Annotated in this window: 21 protein-coding genes; 4 read left to right on the forward strand and 17 right to left on the reverse strand. The window is 37.0% G+C overall.

Features of this window, described 5'->3' with window-relative positions; translation table 11 throughout:
• Positions 1-19 precede the first annotated feature (19 nt).
• The 8 genes from cbpB to C9J29_RS02415 form a co-directional block, all read right to left on the reverse strand.
• Entirely contained in the window at positions 20-460 is a 441-nt protein-coding gene (cbpB, locus tag C9J29_RS02380) for a cyclic-di-AMP-binding protein CbpB (protein ID WP_008174114.1), read from the reverse strand.
• Positions 461-658: 198 nt separating this feature from the next.
• The gene (locus C9J29_RS02385) at positions 659-898 is read right to left on the reverse strand and encodes a hypothetical protein (RefSeq protein WP_008174117.1); all 240 of its coding nucleotides are present in this window, start codon (positions 896-898) and stop codon (positions 659-661) included.
• A 63-nt stretch (positions 899-961) separates the two neighbouring features.
• Positions 962-1,729 (reverse strand): 2,4-dienoyl-CoA reductase, encoded by a 768-nt coding sequence (fadH, locus tag C9J29_RS02390; protein WP_107921547.1) that lies wholly within the window; start codon positions 1,727-1,729, stop codon positions 962-964.
• A 152-nt stretch (positions 1,730-1,881) separates the two neighbouring features.
• Positions 1,882-3,066, reverse strand: a complete 1,185-nt coding sequence (locus C9J29_RS02395; protein WP_107921548.1) for an iron-containing alcohol dehydrogenase — start codon at positions 3,064-3,066, stop codon at positions 1,882-1,884.
• Between the two features lie 16 nt (positions 3,067-3,082).
• The gene (locus C9J29_RS02400) at positions 3,083-3,844 is read right to left on the reverse strand and encodes a 3-hydroxybutyrate dehydrogenase (protein WP_107921549.1); all 762 of its coding nucleotides are present in this window, start codon (positions 3,842-3,844) and stop codon (positions 3,083-3,085) included.
• A gap of 12 nt (positions 3,845-3,856) precedes the next feature.
• Entirely contained in the window at positions 3,857-5,173 is a 1,317-nt protein-coding gene (locus tag C9J29_RS02405; RefSeq protein WP_107921550.1) for a GntP family permease, read from the reverse strand.
• A gap of 65 nt (positions 5,174-5,238) precedes the next feature.
• Positions 5,239-6,759, reverse strand: coding sequence for a CoA-acylating methylmalonate-semialdehyde dehydrogenase (locus C9J29_RS02410; protein WP_043989693.1), 1,521 nt, complete (start codon positions 6,757-6,759; stop codon positions 5,239-5,241).
• A 15-nt stretch (positions 6,760-6,774) separates the two neighbouring features.
• Positions 6,775-7,668 carry an NAD(P)-dependent oxidoreductase gene (locus C9J29_RS02415; protein WP_107921551.1) on the reverse strand — a complete coding sequence of 298 codons (894 nt, stop codon included), beginning with the start codon at positions 7,666-7,668 and terminating at the stop codon, positions 6,775-6,777.
• Between the two features lie 235 nt (positions 7,669-7,903).
• Here C9J29_RS02415 and C9J29_RS02420 point away from each other — a divergent pair, with 235 nt between their 5' ends.
• On the forward strand, positions 7,904-8,515 hold the full coding sequence (locus C9J29_RS02420) for a TetR/AcrR family transcriptional regulator (protein WP_089985203.1): 612 nt from the start codon (positions 7,904-7,906) through the stop codon (positions 8,513-8,515).
• A gap of 45 nt (positions 8,516-8,560) precedes the next feature.
• On the opposite strand, the gene C9J29_RS02425 is transcribed toward C9J29_RS02420, so the two are convergent.
• The 6 genes from C9J29_RS02425 to C9J29_RS02450 all read right to left on the reverse strand — a co-directional run bounded on the left by C9J29_RS02425 (position 8,561) and on the right by C9J29_RS02450 (position 17,266).
• Positions 8,561-10,567, reverse strand: coding sequence for a putative bifunctional diguanylate cyclase/phosphodiesterase (locus C9J29_RS02425; RefSeq protein WP_008174133.1), 2,007 nt, complete (start codon positions 10,565-10,567; stop codon positions 8,561-8,563).
• Positions 10,568-10,596: 29 nt separating this feature from the next.
• The gene (locus C9J29_RS02430) at positions 10,597-12,753 is read right to left on the reverse strand and encodes an RNA degradosome polyphosphate kinase (protein ID WP_008174135.1); all 2,157 of its coding nucleotides are present in this window, start codon (positions 12,751-12,753) and stop codon (positions 10,597-10,599) included.
• Complete coding sequence (locus C9J29_RS02435; RefSeq protein ID WP_107921552.1) at positions 12,743-14,296, reverse strand: Ppx/GppA phosphatase family protein; 1,554 nt, start codon at positions 14,294-14,296, stop codon at positions 12,743-12,745. The genes C9J29_RS02430 and C9J29_RS02435 overlap by 11 nt, the downstream gene beginning before the upstream one ends.
• A 161-nt stretch (positions 14,297-14,457) precedes the next feature.
• A complete protein-coding gene (locus tag C9J29_RS02440; protein WP_008174137.1) occupies positions 14,458-15,360 on the reverse strand; it encodes a chemotaxis protein in 903 nt (300 codons plus the stop codon).
• 65 nt (positions 15,361-15,425) lie between these two features.
• Positions 15,426-16,748 carry an MFS transporter gene (locus C9J29_RS02445; protein WP_107921553.1) on the reverse strand — a complete coding sequence of 441 codons (1,323 nt, stop codon included), beginning with the start codon at positions 16,746-16,748 and terminating at the stop codon, positions 15,426-15,428.
• A gap of 197 nt (positions 16,749-16,945) precedes the next feature.
• A complete protein-coding gene (locus tag C9J29_RS02450; RefSeq protein ID WP_043989697.1) occupies positions 16,946-17,266 on the reverse strand; it encodes a winged helix-turn-helix transcriptional regulator in 321 nt (106 codons plus the stop codon).
• Positions 17,267-17,420: 154 nt separating this feature from the next.
• Between C9J29_RS02450 and C9J29_RS02455 the strand changes: the two genes are divergently transcribed.
• Positions 17,421-17,813 (forward strand): DoxX family protein, encoded by a 393-nt coding sequence (locus tag C9J29_RS02455; protein ID WP_008174140.1) that lies wholly within the window; start codon positions 17,421-17,423, stop codon positions 17,811-17,813.
• Positions 17,814-17,879: 66 nt separating this feature from the next.
• Here the strand turns inward: C9J29_RS02455 and C9J29_RS02460 are convergent, their stop codons facing one another.
• The 3 genes from C9J29_RS02460 to C9J29_RS02470 form a co-directional block, all read right to left on the reverse strand.
• Positions 17,880-18,746: an NAD(P)-dependent oxidoreductase gene (locus tag C9J29_RS02460; protein WP_043989698.1), complete on the reverse strand. Its 867-nt coding sequence runs from the start codon at positions 18,744-18,746 to the stop codon at positions 17,880-17,882.
• A 295-nt stretch (positions 18,747-19,041) separates the two neighbouring features.
• Positions 19,042-19,218 carry an aspartyl-phosphate phosphatase Spo0E family protein gene (locus tag C9J29_RS02465; protein WP_008174142.1) on the reverse strand — a complete coding sequence of 59 codons (177 nt, stop codon included), beginning with the start codon at positions 19,216-19,218 and terminating at the stop codon, positions 19,042-19,044.
• Between the two features lie 92 nt (positions 19,219-19,310).
• Positions 19,311-19,499, reverse strand: a complete 189-nt coding sequence (locus tag C9J29_RS02470) for a hypothetical protein (RefSeq protein WP_008174143.1) — start codon at positions 19,497-19,499, stop codon at positions 19,311-19,313.
• Between the two features lie 123 nt (positions 19,500-19,622).
• Here C9J29_RS02470 and C9J29_RS02475 point away from each other — a divergent pair, with 123 nt between their 5' ends.
• Both C9J29_RS02475 and C9J29_RS02480 read left to right on the forward strand, forming a co-directional pair.
• On the forward strand, positions 19,623-19,811 hold the full coding sequence (locus tag C9J29_RS02475; protein WP_107921554.1) for a YkvS family protein: 189 nt from the start codon (positions 19,623-19,625) through the stop codon (positions 19,809-19,811).
• Positions 19,812-19,890: 79 nt separating this feature from the next.
• Positions 19,891-20,508: a CPBP family intramembrane glutamic endopeptidase gene (locus tag C9J29_RS02480; protein WP_043989700.1), complete on the forward strand. Its 618-nt coding sequence runs from the start codon at positions 19,891-19,893 to the stop codon at positions 20,506-20,508.
• Positions 20,509-20,551: the final 43 nt, after the last annotated feature.

Below are 20,551 nucleotides of genomic sequence, written 5' to 3' on the forward strand. Positions count from 1 at the left end.
TGAGCTCCCTCTTAAACTACTACTCTTTTTGATAAATATATTTTTTCAATTGCTTTAAAATAACACGTCTTGTTAATATCCCTGCAAAAGTACCATCTTCGTCCACTACACATAAAAATGCGTGGTTAATGACTAAATCCAAAGCTCGCTGAAATGTATCTGACAACTTTAATACAGCAATCTCTTTTTCCATAATAGAGTCAACTTTAATATCAGGAAGCTTTTCATACTCAATATGCTCGAGTCCTAGAATCGATTCCGTTATCATTTTCATGCTCAGTAAACCTTGAAGTCGATATTTCAAATCTAATACAGGTATGGACGAATATCCTGTACGCGTTAGTACAAGTAGTGCGTGCTCAGCACTATTGCCACTTTGTACATGCGCAACTTTTTCAGAGGAAATGATAAAATCACTAATTGGCATTGCTAATAAGTCTTTGCTGTTAGTTGAAATCATGAACTTCTTCTCCTTTTCTGTCCTGGCTGTGCAGAACAGTCCTTCCCTTTCATCATATCACAACTTTTCTATGTCTGACCATGATCAGGACGGGAAGAGTTTTTCAGGAATAACGAATTTTTTTGAGCTATTCAACAAAAACTAAGTACACCCTCAATCAGTTAAAGTGTTTCATCTCTGATTGAGGATGAGTTATTTCTAATAGCCAGCCTTACTCCAGTAATAAAAAATCATGATCCCTAAAAAGAGTAAAAATATCAGATATACCCATACGATTGGATTGAGCATCGTTGCATACTCTTCAACCGTTTCTGAAATCGGAGTATCCTTTTCAGACTTCCGTTCAGAAGTCATCTTTGCAATTTTCAACGTGGATACAAACGAAATAACACAAATAATTATCATGGCAATTAGAGCTGGTATTAACCACATACCCATTGTCAAAACTCCTTTCTTTACCCTTAGTATGCGTCAATCCAGCTCTTCATTATGCAAACATTTTTAGAATGGATATTGATTGAGCCACTGACCACCATCCAGTGTCACACATTCTCCGTTCATATAGCTTGCCTTATTAGACATCATAAATGTAGCTAAATCAGCTATTTCCTCAGGTGTACCCGTACGTCCTAGTGGAACAGAATCTAATGTACGCGCAGCAGCTGCTTCAGATTCCCAAAGCTTATCAGCACCACCTGTTCGTTCTATTGGCCCTGGTGCTATGGCATTGACGCGAATACCATATTGCTTCCCCCATTCTACTGCTAATGTTCTCGTCAATGATAATACTCCCGCTTTTGCTGCAGCTGAATGGACCACACCAGCTCCTGCATTCCAAGCATAAGTAGCAACCATATTCAAAATAGAGCCCTTAATATTATTTTCAATCCAATATTTACCTACTGCTGAAGAACAGAAGAACGTACCATTTAACACGATATCTACTACTGCCTTCCAGCCATTAGGTGTTAAATCCTCAGCATGTACAATGAAATTACCAGCGGCATTATTAACAAGACCATCAACCTGTCCAAATTTTTCAACAGCAAATGCTAGCATCGCCTCGGCATGTTCTGGTACTCGTACATCCATTTGGAAGGTTTTAATCGTTGAGCCAGCCTCTGCAATAAACTTTTTTGCCTCTGCTAAACGTTCTTCATTGCGCCCTGTGATGACAACATTTGCTCCTTCGGCAACAAATTGCTTCGCCATATAAAGACCCATTCCACTTGATCCACCTGTAATTATAATTGTCTTCCCCTGCAACATTCCATTTCCCCCTTTGTCAAAAATGAATGGTTATTCATTAAAATTTTACTATATTTTCTCGAAACTGTCATTTTAATTCTGTCAATTGCACTTTTTATTTTCTATAAAAACATAAAAGAGCTATCCACATGAATGAATAGCTCGGAAATTTTTTAGAATTCATAAGTATAAGCTGTATGATATAACTCCATTAGTTCCTCTTTTGTTGGTATCTTTGGATTATTGCTAGGACTACCACTTGCAATTGCGTCTTCGACCATTTTAGGGATGGCCTTATAATACGCGCCTTCCTCTATCCCCCACTGTTTTAAATTTCCAATATTCATTCGTTTACACATTTCTTTAATGGAAGAAATAGCTAACTGAGCAAGGTCTTCTTGTGATAGAGTTTCATTCTTTTCATGAAAGAACTGGCCTAAAACTGCTAACCGATCTATACAAGCTTCTTTAGAAAATTCTAAAACCACTGGTAAAAGCATAGCATTGGAAATACCATGGGGCACGTGGAATAACGCACCTATTGGACGAGACATTCCATGTACTAATGCAACCGAGGCATTAGAAAAAGATAGACCTGCCTGCATGGAGCCTAATGACATAGCTTCTCTCGCATCTACATCATCCCCTTGCTCATAAACTCTCAAAATATTATGGACGATTAAATCCATGGCAGAAAGAGCAAGTACATTTGAATATGGATGGGCTAAACGGGACAAATAACTTTCAATGGCATGGCTTAAGGCATCAATCCCTGTAGCTGCAGTAATCGCAGGTGGTGATGTAATCGTTAAAATAGGATCAACAATGGCAACCGTTGGCATAAAGGCAGGCTGCTTAATCATCATTTTGACTTCACTCTTTGTATTGGTAATAACAGTGGCATCTGTTGCCTCTGAACCTGTTCCAGCTGTCGTTGGAATAGCAATATGTGGGATTGGCACTTGCTCTGCCATTTTTGCCATTTTCATATAATCTCCTATGTAGCCACCGTTTGTAGCCACCACTGCAATCGCCTTTGCTGTGTCAATACAGCTTCCACCTCCAACAGAAATGATAACATCACAACCTTCCTGCTGAAGAAGATGTAGCCCTTCCTTTACATACGTGTCATCTGGTTCAGTTACTACCCCTAAGTATGGAACCGCTTCTATTCCATATGTGTTTAACAAACTTCTACATTGCTTCACAAAGCCTAAGCTGTCCATAATTGGATCACTAATAATAAGTGCTTTAGTGCCGAGTTTTTTAGCATACTCGCCCACCTCTTCAAAGGAATCACGCCCATACACAAGCGTTCCAGGTGAATGAACGGTAAAGCTTGTTTTTGTTTGAATCATCTTTTTCCCTCCTACACTATTGAGCTGTATACCCACCATCTAAAAGAATAGCTTGACCCGTTAATCCTTTAGCTAAATCACTCGCCAAATATAATGCAAGCCCTGTAACTTCCGATACATCAAGTAAGCGTTTTTGAGGTACAAGTGGATAGAGCACCTCTTCAAGTACTTCTTCTACTTGAATTCCTCTAGTTTTCGCTAAATCTTTAAATTGATGGCGCACTAGTTCGGTATCAACATATCCTGGACAAATCGCATTTACCGTAATTCCATCCTTTGCTACTTCCAGCGCAGCTACCTTCGTTAAACCAATGACTCCATGCTTTGCCGCATTGTAACCTACCTTACCTGCAAATCCAATCACACCATTAATGGAGGCCATATTGATAATACGACCAAATTGATTTTTCTTCATATGAGGTAATACATATTTCATCGCAATAAATGGTGCAACGACCATTACTTTTTGCATGTCTTCGAAAATTTCCGTCTTAAAGTCTTCAATAAGGGAGACATGTTGAAATCCTGCATTATTAATTAAAATATCTAACGTTGTAAAGCGATCGATTGTCCATTCAATTGCCTCTCGTATGACTTCTTCATTTGACACATCACATGTATAAGCCGTTAAGGAAGGATTGTTTTCAACGGCCTCTCTTAAAAGCTGTTCATTTTTATCCGTAATTACGACATTGGCTCCTTGTTCGGTAAATGCTTGTGCCATGGAAAGACCAATACCACGAGCTGCTCCAGTAATGAATACTGTTTTTCCTTGCATACAACATTCCTCCTACATCCCTATTGAAAATAATATAATGGCAATTATTGTACCGATGGTTGGAATCATAACCGTCAACGCTCCAAATGGCATATAGGCGTCCTTATGCTTTTCATTACAGACTGAATTAATGGTAGTGACAACATAACCACCATGTGGCAAAGAATCAAGTGATCCTGATGCAATGGCAATTGTCCGGTGCAATGCCTCTGTATCTACCCCCATATCAATATAGTGGGGTGCAAGCAAAGGCATCGCAATTGTTTGACCACCCGATGCTGAACCTGTTAAACCTGCAATGACAGCAATCGCTAGGGCTCCCCCAATTAATGGACTACCAGGAATATTTGTCATGACATCTACTGTAGCCAAAAAGGATGGCGTTGCTTTTATGACACCACCAAAGCCTACTACAGCCGCTGTATTAGCAATAGCAATAATGGCACCCATTGCTCCCGCTGCTAATGTCGCTCCAACGGATTTGGCATACTTGTAACTCACTAAATAGGCGACAATACAACTACTTGTCAAAGCGACAATTAAAGCAGAAGTTCCAAGAGAATTATGGAAAGCAAAAGAAATCACTAAAACGACTAGTAATGGTATTAGACTAAGTAGTGGACTAGGAAGCTTCTGCGTTTCATCAACCACTGGATCTGTTGAGCGTTCAATAAATATTTCCCCATTGTTCACAGCTCGTTTAATCATCCAATTCAGCCAAAGTGAACCACCAACAGCCATAAAAATAGCGACAACAATACTAACTTGCCATCCTGCATAGGGTGTCGTTCCAAGGTATTGAATTGGAATCCAATTTTGAATTTCAGGTGAGCCAGCTGACGTCATCGTAAAAGTGACCGAGCCTAGACCAAGTGCAGCGGGGATAAAGCGTCGTGGAAAGTTCGCTTGTTTGAATAAACTGATGGCCATTGGATAAACAGAAAATGCAACGATAAAAACAGAAACACCCCCATATGTGAGGACCGCTGCGGCTAATACAACCGCATATGTTGCATATTTCACCCCGATTTTTTCAACAATCCATTTAGAAACACTATCAGCTGCTCCTGTATCCTCCATAACTTTCCCGAAAATAGCACCTGCCATAAACATTAAATACCAAGAACCAACGAAACCAGTAAATCCATCCATATAGCTCGTTAGAAAATTAGCTTGATTTTCATTAGCGGTTTGTGGAAAAAACGCAAGACCATTAGTTAAAGCAGCTAACAGTGCAGTTAACGGTGCTGAAATAAGTAAATTAACGCCTTTCATTGTTAAATACACTAATAATGCTAAACTACCAAAAAGACCAATGTACGCCAACATGTACATCCCTCCCCTCCCCTTTTTTTGGAAAAAGAGCTGTATATTGCTACAGCTCTTTGTTGGTACTAATCGTTATTGCTTGGGAATGCAAATGTTGATGCAATTGATGTATCACTTACCATCCAGCGTTCTGAAACGGTTTTTGTCTTTGTAAAAAATCGCGCCTGATCTGGACCAAACATATGCCCTTCACCAAAACGAGACCCTTTAAAACCAGCAAAATTATGGTAACCTACTGGAATAGGAATTGGTACATTCACTCCTACCATGCCGACGTCTATTTCTGTTGTGAATTTACGAGCTGCTAATCCATCATTTGTAAAGATAGTGACACCATTTCCTAGCTCATGCTTATTAATTAGTTCAATAGCCTCCTCCAGAGAATCTACGCGTACAACATTACGAGCAGGTCCAAATACTTCTTGCTCATAAATTTCCATACCTGGCTTTACATGATCTAATAATGTAGGACCTACATAGAAACCTTTTGACTCTTTAACAATATCCAACTCACGACCATCACAAATAATGGAGGCTCCCTCAGATTCTCCACGATCAATGGCAGCGAGTATTGCTTCTTTTGATTGTTGAGAAATAACTGGACCAAAGTCTGAATCTGGATTTGTATATGGACCCACCTTTAGATTAGTAATTTTTTCCTTTAAAATCGACACTAGACGATCAGCAGTATCTTTTCCTACAGGCATGATTGTGGATATCGCCATACAACGTTGAGATGCTGCCCCATAGGCTGCCCCTATAAAGGCGTTTGCAACTTGTTCAAGATCTGCATCTGGCATGACAACCATATTGTTTTTTCCACCGCCAAGTGCCGTTACACGTTTCCCATGCTTAGAACCAGTTTCATAAATATACTTGGCCACTGGTGTTGAGCCCACAAATGAAATCGCTTGCACAGTTGGGTTCTCTAAAAGTTCATTGACTGCATCTTTATCACCATTCACCACTGTCCAAATTCCATCTGGTAAGCCCGCTTTTTTCCATAGCTCACTAACATATAAAGCAGTCATTGGTACACGTTCAGATGCTTTTAAAATCACAGCATTTCCGACCGCAATGGCCATACTCGTTTGAGCTAAAGGCACCATGATCGGGAAGTTAAAGGGTGAAATGGCCGCTACCACACCAAGTGGATATTTTGCGGAATAAGCGTTTATTTGACCTCCAACATTAACGGAGTACTCACCTTTCATGAGATGTGGGGCACCGATGGCTAAATCGACAGATTCAAGACCTCGTGTAATTTCACCTTTGGCATCTTCCAACGTTTTTCCGCTTTCCTTACAAATAATTTGTAGTAGCTTTTCCATATTTTCCGTCATAAGATTGCGGAACTTTAAGACGATTTCTGCACGTTTAGCCACAGATGTATTACGCCATAATGGAAAGGCTGCTTGAGCCTGCTCGATTGCCTCTTTTGTCTCCTCTACTGTTGCCAGTGGCACTTTAGCAATGACATCACCCGTAGTTGGATTGTATACAGAGCCAAATCTGCCACTTTTCCCTTCAACTAACTGTCCACCAATAAAATGCGTTAATGTTTTTACCTCTTGAGCTGTCGTCATCATCATTTCCTCCTCTTATAATTGTTTTATTTTACATGTATCCTTTAAGCTTAAATAAGCTGCAGACATATCATTTTCACCATAGCCCTGCTGAGCAATCTCACTATAAAGTTCCACCAATTTTTCCCCAATACGTAGAGATACACCAGCTTCATCAGCCATGCCCTTTGCTAACTTCAAATCTTTCAATAATAGATTCGTTGAAAAACCAGGTGCATAATTATTATTTTTCATATATTCCACATAGTTACGCTCATAAATCCGACTTTGACCGTAGCTATTACTTAATACTTCATACAGCGTATCCGCATCAATCCCCATTTTTTCACCAAGCACAATCGTTTCAGCTACAGCCTCTGTGTAAAACCCGATCATTAGATTATTTAATAATTTAAGACGTGTACCTACACTTGAGGATAAACCTAGATGATAAATATTTTTACCGACTATTCCGAATATTTCACTTGCACTATCATAATCGTCCTTGCCACCACCGACCATTATCGTTAAGGTAGCATTTACAGCTCCTATGACCCCTCCACTTACAGGTGCCCCTAAATATCGTAATCCCAACGTACTTGCTTCTTTATGTAACGAATCATTTAAGTCAGGATTGACCGTACTAAAGTCAACCAGTAAGGCACCTTTCTTAGCATGATGTATAATGCCCTCCTCTGATAAATACACCATTTCTACAATTTGAGGAGTTGGTAGGCTAGTCATTACCACATCACATTGCTTTGCAACATCCTTTGCTGATGCAAGACCTATTCCGCCAGCTTCTGTAAATAGCTCCACTGCCTTTGCATTTGTATCAAAGCCATACACCTCATAGTTTGCCTTTAATAAGTTAATAGACATTGGTAACCCCATTTTTCCTAACCCGATAAAACCTAATTTTCTATCCATATGGATATCCCCCAATTCTTGAAAATTCAGCAATAGTGCTGGATGGTCACTAGCCAACTACAGTTTTTTATCGTAACATTAATAACGAGATACCTTTAATTGACCTCGGTCAGTGACTACGGTCAATTAAATCATAATCAAAATAAATCCATCTCGTCAATTAAAAATTTTATATTTTCAGAATTTTTAATTTAGAAAATATTTTACAATACTTAATATCGGAGGTAATCTCACTATGGAATCTCTAACTAACAGGCAAAAGAAGGCATTAGAAACTCGTGATAAATTATTAAAAACATCATTAGATCTATTCAACAAATTCGGATTTGAACATGTTACTGTCGAACAAATTACAAAGGCTTGTCATGTCTCAAAGGGTACATTTTATACACATTTCCCATCTAAATATGATGTTATTTTAGAAAAATTTAAAGAACTGGATCACTTTTATAGCACTGTAGAAAAAAATATCGACCCTACATTACCGGCAAGTGAAAAAATTTTATTCGTGTATCAAGAACAAATGAAATACTTAACGAATGTTGTAGGAAAGGACCTGTTACGCACTGTGTATACTGCTGCAATGACAAATCAGGTAAAACAGGATCATTACTTAATTAATCCCGAGCGCAAGATTTTTCAAATAATGAATACATATATTGAGGAAGGGCTACAACAAGGTGAGCTAAGACATGATGTATCAGCTCATGAAGTGCAAGCCATCATACAACGTTGTATGCGTGCCAATGTTTATGATTGGTTAATTCACGGTGAAGACTTTGACTTGGCCGCTGAGATGAATCGATTTACAGCTATTGTGTTAAACGGCCTCAAAAGCGTCAAATAAAAAAAGTAGCACTTCATCCTATGATGATGAGTGCTACTTTTTTAACTAGCTGACGAAATATTTCTGTACAATTGTTTCAACGGGTAAAGGTTTATTATACAAATAACCTTGTCCCTTTTGACAATGATGACGTTTAAGGAAATCAACTTGTGTGGGCTCTTCGATTCCTTCAGCAATTACCTCTAGCCCTAGGTTATGAGACATCGAAATGATAGCTTTAATGATGGCCTCATTTTTGTCATCTTTAGCGATATCTCTAATAAACGATTGATCGATTTTTATAATATCGATTGGATAACGCTTTAGATAGCTTAATGAAGAATAGCCTGTTCCAAAGTCATCTACTGACACATAAACCCCTAATTGCTTCAATTCCGTAAGAATCGAAAATGTCTCATGAACATTTGTCATAGAGCTTTCGGTAATCTCTACCTCCAGAAGTTCTGGAGGCACCTCGTATTTCTTTAATGCCGCTTTTATTTTTCGTGCGAAGTTTTCTTTTCTGAACTGTTTTGGTGATATATTGACGGCTATTCTTACAGGACGATACCCTTTCGATTGCCATTCATTTTGATGACGACAAACCTCGTCAATAATCCAATCACCAATTTCAATAATTAATCCTGAAGCCTCCGCAATAGGTATAAATTGTGCTGGTGACACAAAACCAAATTTACGGTTATTCCATCGCAATAAAGCTTCAAAGCTATTGATGCTATTATTTGTTAGGTCCATCTGTGGCTGGAGATGCAAACTAAGTTCATTAAATTCAATAGCACGTCGTAAATGCGCTTCCATTAAAGCTTCATTCGGGAAAATTGCCGTCATATCTTCACGATAATAACGATAGTGAGATCGTCCATGCTCTTTAACAGAAAATAAAGCCTTATCAGCTTTCCTTACAAGTGTCTCTAAATCCTTGCCATCTGCTGGACTAAGGGAGATACCGATTGAAACGCTAATAAAATATTCCTGTCCTTCTATCATAAATGGCTGCTTTAAAACTTCCAAAATGGCATTAGCGGTATGTTCAATTTTTTGAATAGTCGCATCTTTTAGTACAAAGATAAACTCATCACTGTTATAACGAAAAAGGGCACATTTTGAATAGCACAGTTCATTAAGCCTTTGACTAAACATACGCATAAGCTCATCCCCCTTACTTTCACCTAGGGATTCATTAAATTTTTTAAAACGATCTATATCCACTAAAATAAGGGCTGCTTGCTTATGCTCTTGTTTTTTATCGTTTAGATGATGTAGCCAATGCTCCTTGAATGCCTTACGATTCCAAATACCTGTTAATTCATCCATTAGCGCTAGGTAATAAAATGCCTCATGATCATTCATAAATGAATTTGCATCTTTTACAAATAAATGGACACCTATAACCTCACCATTATAATAGGTAGGGTGTGTTCTTAAGTAAAAAGGCTCTTTACTTAGCAATTGGTTCTTAAACAAGCATTTCGGCATACCAAAAGCTGAGCCTTCAATAGTTTTAGCAAATAATAATTTAAATTCTTTCATATATTTACTTTCCAATAATGAAAAAATATCTCGTCCTATTAGACATTGCTGCTCTCTAGAAAGTGCTGACGTAACGGCCATATTTTGATGAATAATTCGGCCTTGTAAATCGACCGTTAGCACAGGACTCACATGTTGTTCCACGTATTGTAAATAAGGTTTATCTTCTATCTGTGTTTCTCTCAAAATAACCGCAACCATGGATTTAGAAAAGTGTTGTACATGAATAGCAAATGCTCGTTCATAATAACCGGTACCTAATTTCAGGACATGCTGTGTATGGTCTTCTTCGTTTAGAAAATTCGACAACTGCAGCCAGCATTGCTTGGTAAAAAAACGTTCAGCGTTCGTCGCTGCTTTATCTTGCAGCTCCATAAATGATAATAACTTATCATTAAAATCAACGACCTCGAACACCTTTTTATCAACTTTTCTCAAACAAATGACTGCATCAAACGGATTCATTTGAATGAGTTGTTGATAATCTGCAAATGGCGCTACACTCTCTCTATAATTTTTCATTCTATCCCTCACTAAGTATCGTGTTTGCTCTATTCTTCGTCTAGCGTAGGCTTTAATGCATCTTGTAAGAAAATCTCCTGGCTATTCAATGGATCTTCACTACGATCAAAATCTTTATAATGATACTTACCATTGGAATCTTGAATACGAGCCTTAGCAGTATCCATTAATTGTGTATTCATTATGTCAATAATACGAGTTTTTGCTTCATTTGCATATACAGGGAATAAAATTTCTACACGTTTAATCATATTGCGTGTCATCATATCAGCTGAAGATAAATATACTCTATTCTCTCCATTATGATGGAACCAATAAATTCGGGAGTGTTCAAGGAAACGACCGACAATACTTGTTACTGTAATGTTTTCACTAATGCCAGGGATACCAGGTCTAATACAGCAAATACCACGTATGATAAGCTCTACCTTTACCCCAGCAATCGAAGCCTCATATAACTTCATCATAAGATCTTTGTCTGTCAATGAATTCATTTTAGCTCGAATAAAACCATTCCCGTATTTTTTATGACAAGCAATTTCTTCATCCATTAATCGAATAAATTCATCTCGAATATCAAAAGGTGCCACGACTAAATGATTAAATGTAGGTTTTTCTGTATAGCCACTTAAATAGTTAAAGAAGTTTGTCGCATCAATACCAAATTCTTTATCTGTCGTTATTATGCCCATATCCGTGTAAATTTTTGCAGTGGCATCATTATAATTTCCTGTGCCAAGATGAACAAAGCGTTCAATTTTGCCATTCCGACGACTAACGACTAATGTGATTTTGGAGTGTGTTTTTAAATTGTTCATCCCATAAATAACAAGACAGCCTGCTTGTTCTAGCTGTTTTGCCCAATGCACATTATTTTCTTCATCGAATCTGGCCTTTAATTCAACTAAAACTGTTACTTGTTTACCATTTTCTGCTGCCAGCTTCAGTGCTTGAATAATGGGTGAATTACCACTTACTCGATATAATGTTTGTTTGATTGCTAAGACATTGGGATTTACGGCTGCCTCAGAGATAAAATCAACGATTGGTGCAAATGATTCATATGGATGATGGAAAAAGATATCTTGTGTTAATGCTTTTTCAAAAATATTTTCATCGGATTGTAAATCTAAAGGTGGCTGTGGAATAAAACTTTCATATTCCAGATGTTCACGACCAACAGCTATACCTTTAACAAAAGAGAACATAAAGGTTAAATCTAAAGGTCCATCAATATGGAAAACGTCATTTTCTTCAATTTCAAATTCATCTAATAAGTAGAGAAGTACTTCCTCATTCATTTCTCCAACTCGAACTTCTAAACGGCTTCCTACTCCCCATTTACGTTTCTTCAATTCTTTTTCAATTTCTACGAGAAGATCCCTTGCTCCCTCTTCATGGATCGTTAAATCTGCATTCCTTGTTAAACGGAAGGCTTGTGCTGATTTTACGCTATAGCCATAAAATAATTTTTCAATATGCGCTACAATGACATCTTCCAACAATACAACGACCGTTTTACCTTCTTCAGTGGGCACTTTAATATAACGATCTAAAACAGATGGCACTTGAACGATTGCCACTTTTTCGCGACTTTCAAGATCCGATTCATCCTGCTCTAAAAGGACAAGTAAATTGAGTGTTTTCCCTAGCAATGTAGGGAATGCACGATACGCATCTACTGCTACAGGTGTTAGAACTGGGAATATAGTTTCTGCAAACATTTCATTAATAAAAGCTTTTTGTGTGCTATTTAAATCTTTCATGTCTGCAATATGTACATTATGCTGTGGTAATAAATCATAGATTAAATGGCGGTATACTTCAGTTTGTCGACGCACTAAAGCCTGTGTACGTTCTGCAATTTTAGCTAATTGTTCCTTTGGTGTTAACCCAGATTTATTCTCAGCTTTATGGAACCCTGCGCGAACTTGATCTTGTAAGCCAGCGACACGTACCATAAAAAACTCATCGAGATTTGAGCTAAATATAGCTAAAAATTTCAAACGTTCGAGCAGAGGATTATTCACATCCTCCGCTTCCTCTAATACACGTTCATTAAAAGCAAGCCAGCTTAACTCTCGATTATTATAGTATTGAGGCTTCGCAATCTCCTCTAATAATTGACTATGATTTTTTAAAAACTCTTCCTCATTCAGCTCGTTATTAGTTATTTCAGTTGTCATCCGTATTCCATCCTTCTTCAATAAAATTGATTGTCATTGGGATTTTTAATGCTCGCTCTAAATGCTTTTTATGTCGATTAGCTTGATACTTTTCAGCTGCTGCATTGTTCTTTACATAAATATTGAGCTGTACATAATCTTCCTCTGGATGCATCTCAATTGCATGTACAACATTTCGCTTTGAGACATTTAAAGCATAGACAAATTTTAATAACGCTCCAAAATCTCGTATTTTTCGATAGTCCTCACGATTCATCCAAGTGGAGAACGGGGCAGCAAATCGTTCAAAATAATCTTTGTTTTTATAAGAGGCTAGAAGGGCTAGTTTGACTCTTTCTGGGTGATTTAAACCATCAATAGATTGATTCGCAATCAAATAAAAGGTGTGTTGGCTTGCAGAGCTTAATTCGATATATTCACCGATATTAAAAACCTTCGCTGCTTTTCTTATTAACCGCAAATCTTCTACATTATATGTTAAATAGCCTAAATGACAACATTCGCGATACAATTGATCAGCTAAATGCATCAAATAATCAACCTCTTTTTCTGTTCGACCATACTGTCGTGCAAGCCTTCTGGCATTTCCTTCAAACACATTATATTTATCAAAGGCATTGCTATCTGCTTGCAAAATCTTTTTAATAATCAGTCCCTCACGTAAACCCTTCTTCGTAAGCTGAAATGACTTGGTTCCTACAGTATCCATTAACACTCTAAATACTTCTAAGGCAGGTAAAATAATATCAGCTCGGTCTGAAGACAGGCCATCTAGCTGCTTCAATTCTTGGAAGCTTAATTGACCTAAAAATAAGCTTAATTCATCTAAATTTTCTTTTGTCATTTCGTATCCATGGACACTAGCAATGGGATAATCATGTTTTTGTTGATGAATCTGTGCAATATTACGTGCACTCCCCCCAATTGCAATAATTGGTAAACCACTATTTTGAATCCATGATAATGTTTGAAATTGCTCTTTTATAAAGGCAATAAGCACCTTTCTTTCACCGCTATTCATGATGTCGCCCTTCACAAAACGTTGCTTTAAAGAAACTGTCCCGAATGGAAAGCTATGTGATTGCAGAATTTCTTTGTTTTCAAACAGAGTAATTTCGGTACTACCACCACCAATATCAATCGTAACTCCCGATTTGGTTCCACTGGAATAAGCAACAGCTACAAAGCCAAAATATGCTTCTTCTTCTTCTGATAAAAGCTCAATTTGAATACCAGTTCGTACTTTCATTTCTGCAATTATTTGGTCACGATTAGACGCTTGGCGGATAGCAGCCGTTGCCGCCGCTTTCACATCTGTCACTTCAAAATCTTCTAACATCGCTTTAAATGTTTGTAATGTCTCGGCTAACACATAGATTCCTTCTTCAGACATCTCACCAGAGGGTTGTATATATGTACGTAAACGTGCCACCGTTTTAATATTGCCTAGTTCATGGAGTCCCTCTTCATTGTTGTACTGATATAACACTAAACGAATAGTATTGGAGCCGATATCAATAATGGCTGTTTTAAGTTCATTCAAATAATCACATCCTTCAAGCATCTTCTAATTATTTTGTTCACAATATGTAGACCTATACAAAAAAGTCGGATACTTTAAAGGCATCCGACTTTACTTTCATTTATTTATACTTTCAGGATACCCATTATTAAAGTTGTGAAGTATCATGTAAAGCACAACTATTACAGAATTAATTGGTCAACACGTAGGATGAGCTCTGCAATTTCTGGCTTACTAATTTGATCTTCTGCTCCTACCTGATCACCTTTATGACGAAGGTCATCCGTAATTAGACTTGAGAATATGATAACTGGAAGTTTTTGAAGATCAGGATGCTCTTTGATTTTTCTTGTCAAATGATGCCCATCCATTTGCGGCATTTCAATATCTGTTACGACTAATTGAATATGTTCTGCGATATCACTACCGCTCTTCGCAATTCCTTCTAAGTATTCATATGCATCTCGGCCATTTTCAAAGAACTCTACATTGTCATAGCCCGCTTCATTCATCGTATCAAATAATAACTTCCGTAATAATGGTGAATCCTCTGCAATTAAAATACGTTTACCGGTACGTTCACGTTTGCCCAGCTTTTTAACAGATTCCACACTTATGCCTGATTCAGGATTAATATCCACCATAATTCTTTCGAAATCGAGTAGTAGAATCATTTGCTCGTTTTGTTTAATAACACCTATAACTTGTGATGTTCCGCCTTGATACATATCTGAAGGCTTTTCAATTTGATTCCATGATATACGGTGAATTTGTGTCACGTTATCCACATGGAACACAACACGTTGCTTATTAAATTCAGCAACAATATATTTTTGTTGCGGGTTACGCTCAGTACTCTGAATTCCAAGTACCCGTAGCATATCCACAACTGGTAATACTTCACCTCGTAATTGAATGATTCCTTCTACATGCGGGTGCGCGTGTGGAATAAATGTTACTGGAATCGGTTGAATGATTTCTTTTACTTTAATTACATTGATACCAAATTTATTGTTAGCTACTTCAAATTCAACGATTTCTAGCTCATTTGTGCCACTTTCTAATAATATTCCTTTATGTTCCAATGCAACCCCGCTCCTTTCTCTACTTCAATTTATAATTCAATTGTATCATAGGCAATACATTTCTCCTACTTGCTATTTCCATTTTTATCATTAACTTTTAGATGTACCAATAGGCCAATGACTGTCATGACGATTAGCGTCGATAGTGCGACACGGCTAGCTAGTGTTCCGTAATCCTTCATCCATAATGTAACTGTTCCGTATACGGATGGCCCAATAATGGATGATACTTTCCCAGAGAAAGCAAACAAGCCAAAGAACTGTCCACGTTTCTCATCTGGTGACAATTCAATAATATAGGTCCTAGACGTTACCCACATAGAGCCAAGTGATATACCAAAAAGACTACCTGCAAGCCAAAACATCCATTGTGCTGTCGCAAATACAGCAAACACTAAAGCGACAATCATAATGAGGGCTACCATAGTAATCGCGCGTTTAGCGCCTACTGATTTTGTAATATAGCCAAATGCCAAAGACCCAATTATCGTGGATACAGTAGAGACTAAATAAAGAATGATAAATTGACCCGAGCTAAAACCGACAATAGCCGTCGCGTAAACGGCCATCATTGCAATCGTAGTAGCGATAGCATCATTCAAAAAGAAATAAGCAATCATAAAAGTAAAGATCGCCTTATATTGCTTCATATCCTTAAAGGTTTGAATAATTTCTTTATAGCCATCTAAAAATTTTAAAGACTTCCTCTGTGCTTTTGGGATTGGCTTATCTTTATTGATCAAAAATAAAGGCAGTGAAAATAATAAATATAAAATTGCAGTAGGAATAAATGCACGATGAAAATCACTGTTGCCAACATACAAATAAACGAGAAGACCAAAAAGTGTACCCAAATACCCAATTGCAACGCCATAGCCAGATATAAGTGGCATTTCTTCTTTCGTTCCTAAATCTGCCATCATAGAATCGTAGAATACTAGACTTGAATTAAAGAAGAACTTTGCAATGACAAAACTTGCCACGACTAAAAATAAACTAAAGGGTACGCCTGAGTAATGAGTGGTTATCTGTAAATCCGCAAATATCCCCATCATAAAAGTAAAAAGAATGGAAATAGAAGCAAACCAGACAATAAATCTTTTTTTATAGCCAGTATTATCAATCCACACTCCGAAAAGTGGAGAAAATACTACAAGTAATAAGCTAGCAATGGCATTCGCATACGAAATAAATGTACTAGCTACTTGTTGCATAACTTCATTTGTTCCTAATACCTCATCCATATAAAACGGGAAAAAAATGGTATTAATATTTGAAGAAAAAATTGTATTAGCAAAATCATAGAAAGCCCAAGAAAGTATTGGTAATGATAAGTAAATCGCTAACTGACTTCGATGCTGGACGTCTATTGCTGAACTCTTTTTCATAAAACCCTCCCTTACATTCTCTATAATAATCAATTAATTTCTTTCCGTAATGAAAAATTTCTTTTTTTAAAGAAAATTAATATTATTTACAATATAACAGTAAATTCATTGAAACATAACTGCTAAAAGATCGATAAATAATGCTTTCTTCAATCAAAAAAAGATATCCAAGCCCCCTCGCTTGAATATCTTTTTTATTATTCTTCTGTTATTGCTACCCATTCAGAAGACCATTGTTCAATTGCTTTTAGTACGGGTGCAAGTGCGTATCCCTTTTCAGTAAGTTCATACTCAATGACGACTGGGGTAGAAGGAATGACAGTACGTAATACAATTTCCTCGATTTCTAGCTCCTTTAATCGCTCAGTTAAGACGCGGCTGCTTATATTTAACTGATTTTTAATAACTGAATACCGCTGAGGACCATCTAATAATTGAAAAATGAGTAAAGTATTCCAGCGATGATTGACTATTTTTAGCGCCTTTTCAAATCGAGGACAAATTTTTTTTTGATCCACGTTACAAGCCTCCATTGTTAGTAGTTCATATACAACAGTATAACACTTCTTTCAATATTCAGTTCTTAAAGCACATTTAGTTACTTGACAAAAGTTATTTTTAAAAATAAACTAGGTTACGAATTGTAAGTTAAAGAAAAGGAGATATTTTATAATGCAAAACATTGGTTCAACTATTTTACGTGTCGTTCTCGGCATTATTTTTGCGGTGCATGGTTTTCAAAAATTTCAAGGAGGCATTAGCTACACGGCAGACTTCTTTGATAGTTTAGGTATACCAGGATTTATGGCGTATATCGTTGCAATTATTGAGTTAGTGGGAGGTATTGCCCTTATTTTAGGTTTAGCAACAAGAATTTTTGGCGCATTACTAACAATGACTATGATTGTAGCCATTTTCACAGCTAAGCTAAGTATTGGCTTTATTGGAGCTGATGGTTTAGCGGGATACGAATTAGATTTAGCCTTGGGTGCAATTGCACTATACTTCACTCTAGCTGGTGCTTCTAGCTTTTCATTAGACGCCCAACTTTTTGGGAAAGAGTAACAAAAAAACCTGAAGTCTCTCCAAAATGAAGAAACTTCAGGTTCTTTTATCCAAATAGGATTTTTATTATCTATAACGTTGAAGAAGAGCCTGTGTACCATTATCACCATAGCCCTCTTCGATCAATTTTTCATACATTTCATAGGCTAACGCCAATCCTGGCAAAGTAATTCCCATTTTCTTGGATTCATCCAAAGCTATTTTCATATCCTTCACAAAATGTTTGATATAAAAACCTGGTGCAAAGTCTTCTTTGATCATGCGTGGTGCCAAATTACTTAGAGACCAAGAACCTGCCGCACCTGATGCAATGGACTGCAATACGGTTGGTAAATCTAGCCCTGCCTTGAGACCGTAAGCAAGCGATTCGCATACCCCAATCATGCCTGAAGCTATGGCAATTTGATTGCACATCTTTGCATGTTGACCAGCCCCTGCCTCACCTTGATAAACGATATTTTCTCCAAAATGCTTCATCAGCGGTAAAGCCTTATCGTAAGTTGTCAAATCGCCACCGACCATAATCGACAATGTACCATGTTGCGCACCGATATCACCACCTGATACAGGTGCATCTAAAGACTCTACACCAATAGTTTGTGCATGCTCATATATTTTCTTAGCCAAAGATGGCTCTGAAGTCGTCATATCAATGATAAGGTTGCCAGGTTCAGCTGTTTTGAAAAGACCATTATCTCCAAAATAAACCTCTTCAACATCTGAGGGGTAGCCAACCATTGTAAAAGCAATGTCTTGATGTTTAAATGCTTCTGCTGGCGAACTAGCCCATAATGCTCCTAAAGCTACTAGCGGCTCTGCTTTTTCTTTAGTACGAGTGTACACCGTCACCTCATGGTCATTTTTCAATAAGTGTTTAATAATACTTGTCCCCATTACACCAGTTCCGATAAATGCAATACGTTGCTTTTTCATATGTATATACTCCTTTGTCATAAAAGTTAGGATTCTTTCACCTACGTGACTTGATGTTTTCAGTTTAGGCGAATAAATAAAATAATTCAAACTCTTCCTATAACTTGTACTAATAATTAGATAACTTGCATATATACCGAATAAGCAAAAAAAAGAGAGCAAGTGATTGGGGGATCACTGCTCTAAAGGGGGAAATGAGAATGTTGCTGTGTTCATAGTAAGTTATTCCCCATTAAAATGCATTTTAAACATCTATTTTTTAAATGTTATTACTCTGAATACTGGAACAATCTTTTTATTCGTCTTGGTCTTTTTCTTCATCAAATGCTGTCTGTCTATAATAGGTATTCATTAACTGGTCTAATCTGCGACTCAGTTGAATGGTTTTTGCATTTTGTAACCCGTTTTCAACACCAGAGCGAATCATCAACTCACGAGTTTGTTCCATTTGTTTCAAGAGTAGATTGACCATTCATACAACCCTCCACACACAAATAATCATACCATTATTATACATTTATATTTCATTTCTTACAGCATTAACTTACGACAATGTTCGACAAATTAACTCCTAGGTATTTCGTTATAAGTATAGATAATTCGTCCATTTTGCTTGGCCTCACCTCTGAAATGTTTAAATAAAGGATGCCCTACAAGAATTTCTCGAAATTCGTAAAAATCTTCCTTTTGAATTTCAATACTTCCTATTTCCCCATTTTGTAATTGTTTAAGCATATTTTCGTATTTTTCCATTAGTTTTATTCCTTTCTTTTCATCTTTTGTGTAATAAATTATGAATTATTTAAAAAAAGCTTTACGTTTACCATTTTTTCATGCAAACTGTATATTATTAGTCGATGAAGGAGCTGACTGTCTGTGAAAATAGCTGAAGTTGGAAATATTATCGAGTTTAAAAATGGTCTCCAAGGTTTTGTCGAAAAGGTAAATGAAAATTCGGTGATCGTTAACTTAACATATATGGAGAATTTTGATTCCCTTGAAATTGAAGAGAAAACGGTCGTCAATCATAAACGTTACAAAATTTTATATACGAATGAAGCTTAATAGTCTGAATAGTCCCTATTTGTCTTTATAGATGATATGGGGCTTTTTTTTTGATAAAATTAAAGCATGGAGGTCGTATATGCTAACAAATTCAAAACAAACAGTACTATTACTCCTTTCTCTATTATTCGTTTATGGCATGCTTGCCTTTACCTTTGCTAACCAGGCAGTATTTTGGTACATGTATGCATTTACTTTACTAGTATGTATTGCCATTGCCATATTAGCTGGTTCTATTGAAGATCAATTACCCACATGGCAATTTTTACTCTTTGGGATTGGATACGGTACCATCACTTATGGTATTATTCGCTTCGGTTATTGGCTTGCTCCATTTATTAATAATAACTTAGTACAATCTGTTCATAAATTTTTAACCAACTATGGACCACAAAATATTTGGCACTATGCATTACTTGTTTTTATTGTTGCCATCGGCGAAGAATTATTTTGGCGTGGTTATGTTCAGCAACAATTAAAACGATTTATGCGCCCTACTCTGGCTATCCTAGTGACGGCAGTTTTATGTGCAATCTCCATTGCCCTCAGTGGTTTTATTTTAGGCGTGGTTGCTGCACTGGTGACAAGTATTATTTGGGGCTTCTTGTATGAATGGCGGAAAAGTATGCCACTTGTTATTGTAGCTCATGTTGTTTTTGTACTATTATTATTTTTAGTGTTACCTTTAACATCATAACATTATTATTTGGAAACATTTTAGCTTTACTAACGTTTAATTT

The organism is Lysinibacillus fusiformis (assembly GCF_003049525.1).
GTDB lineage: Bacteria > Bacillota > Bacilli > Bacillales_A > Planococcaceae > Lysinibacillus > Lysinibacillus fusiformis.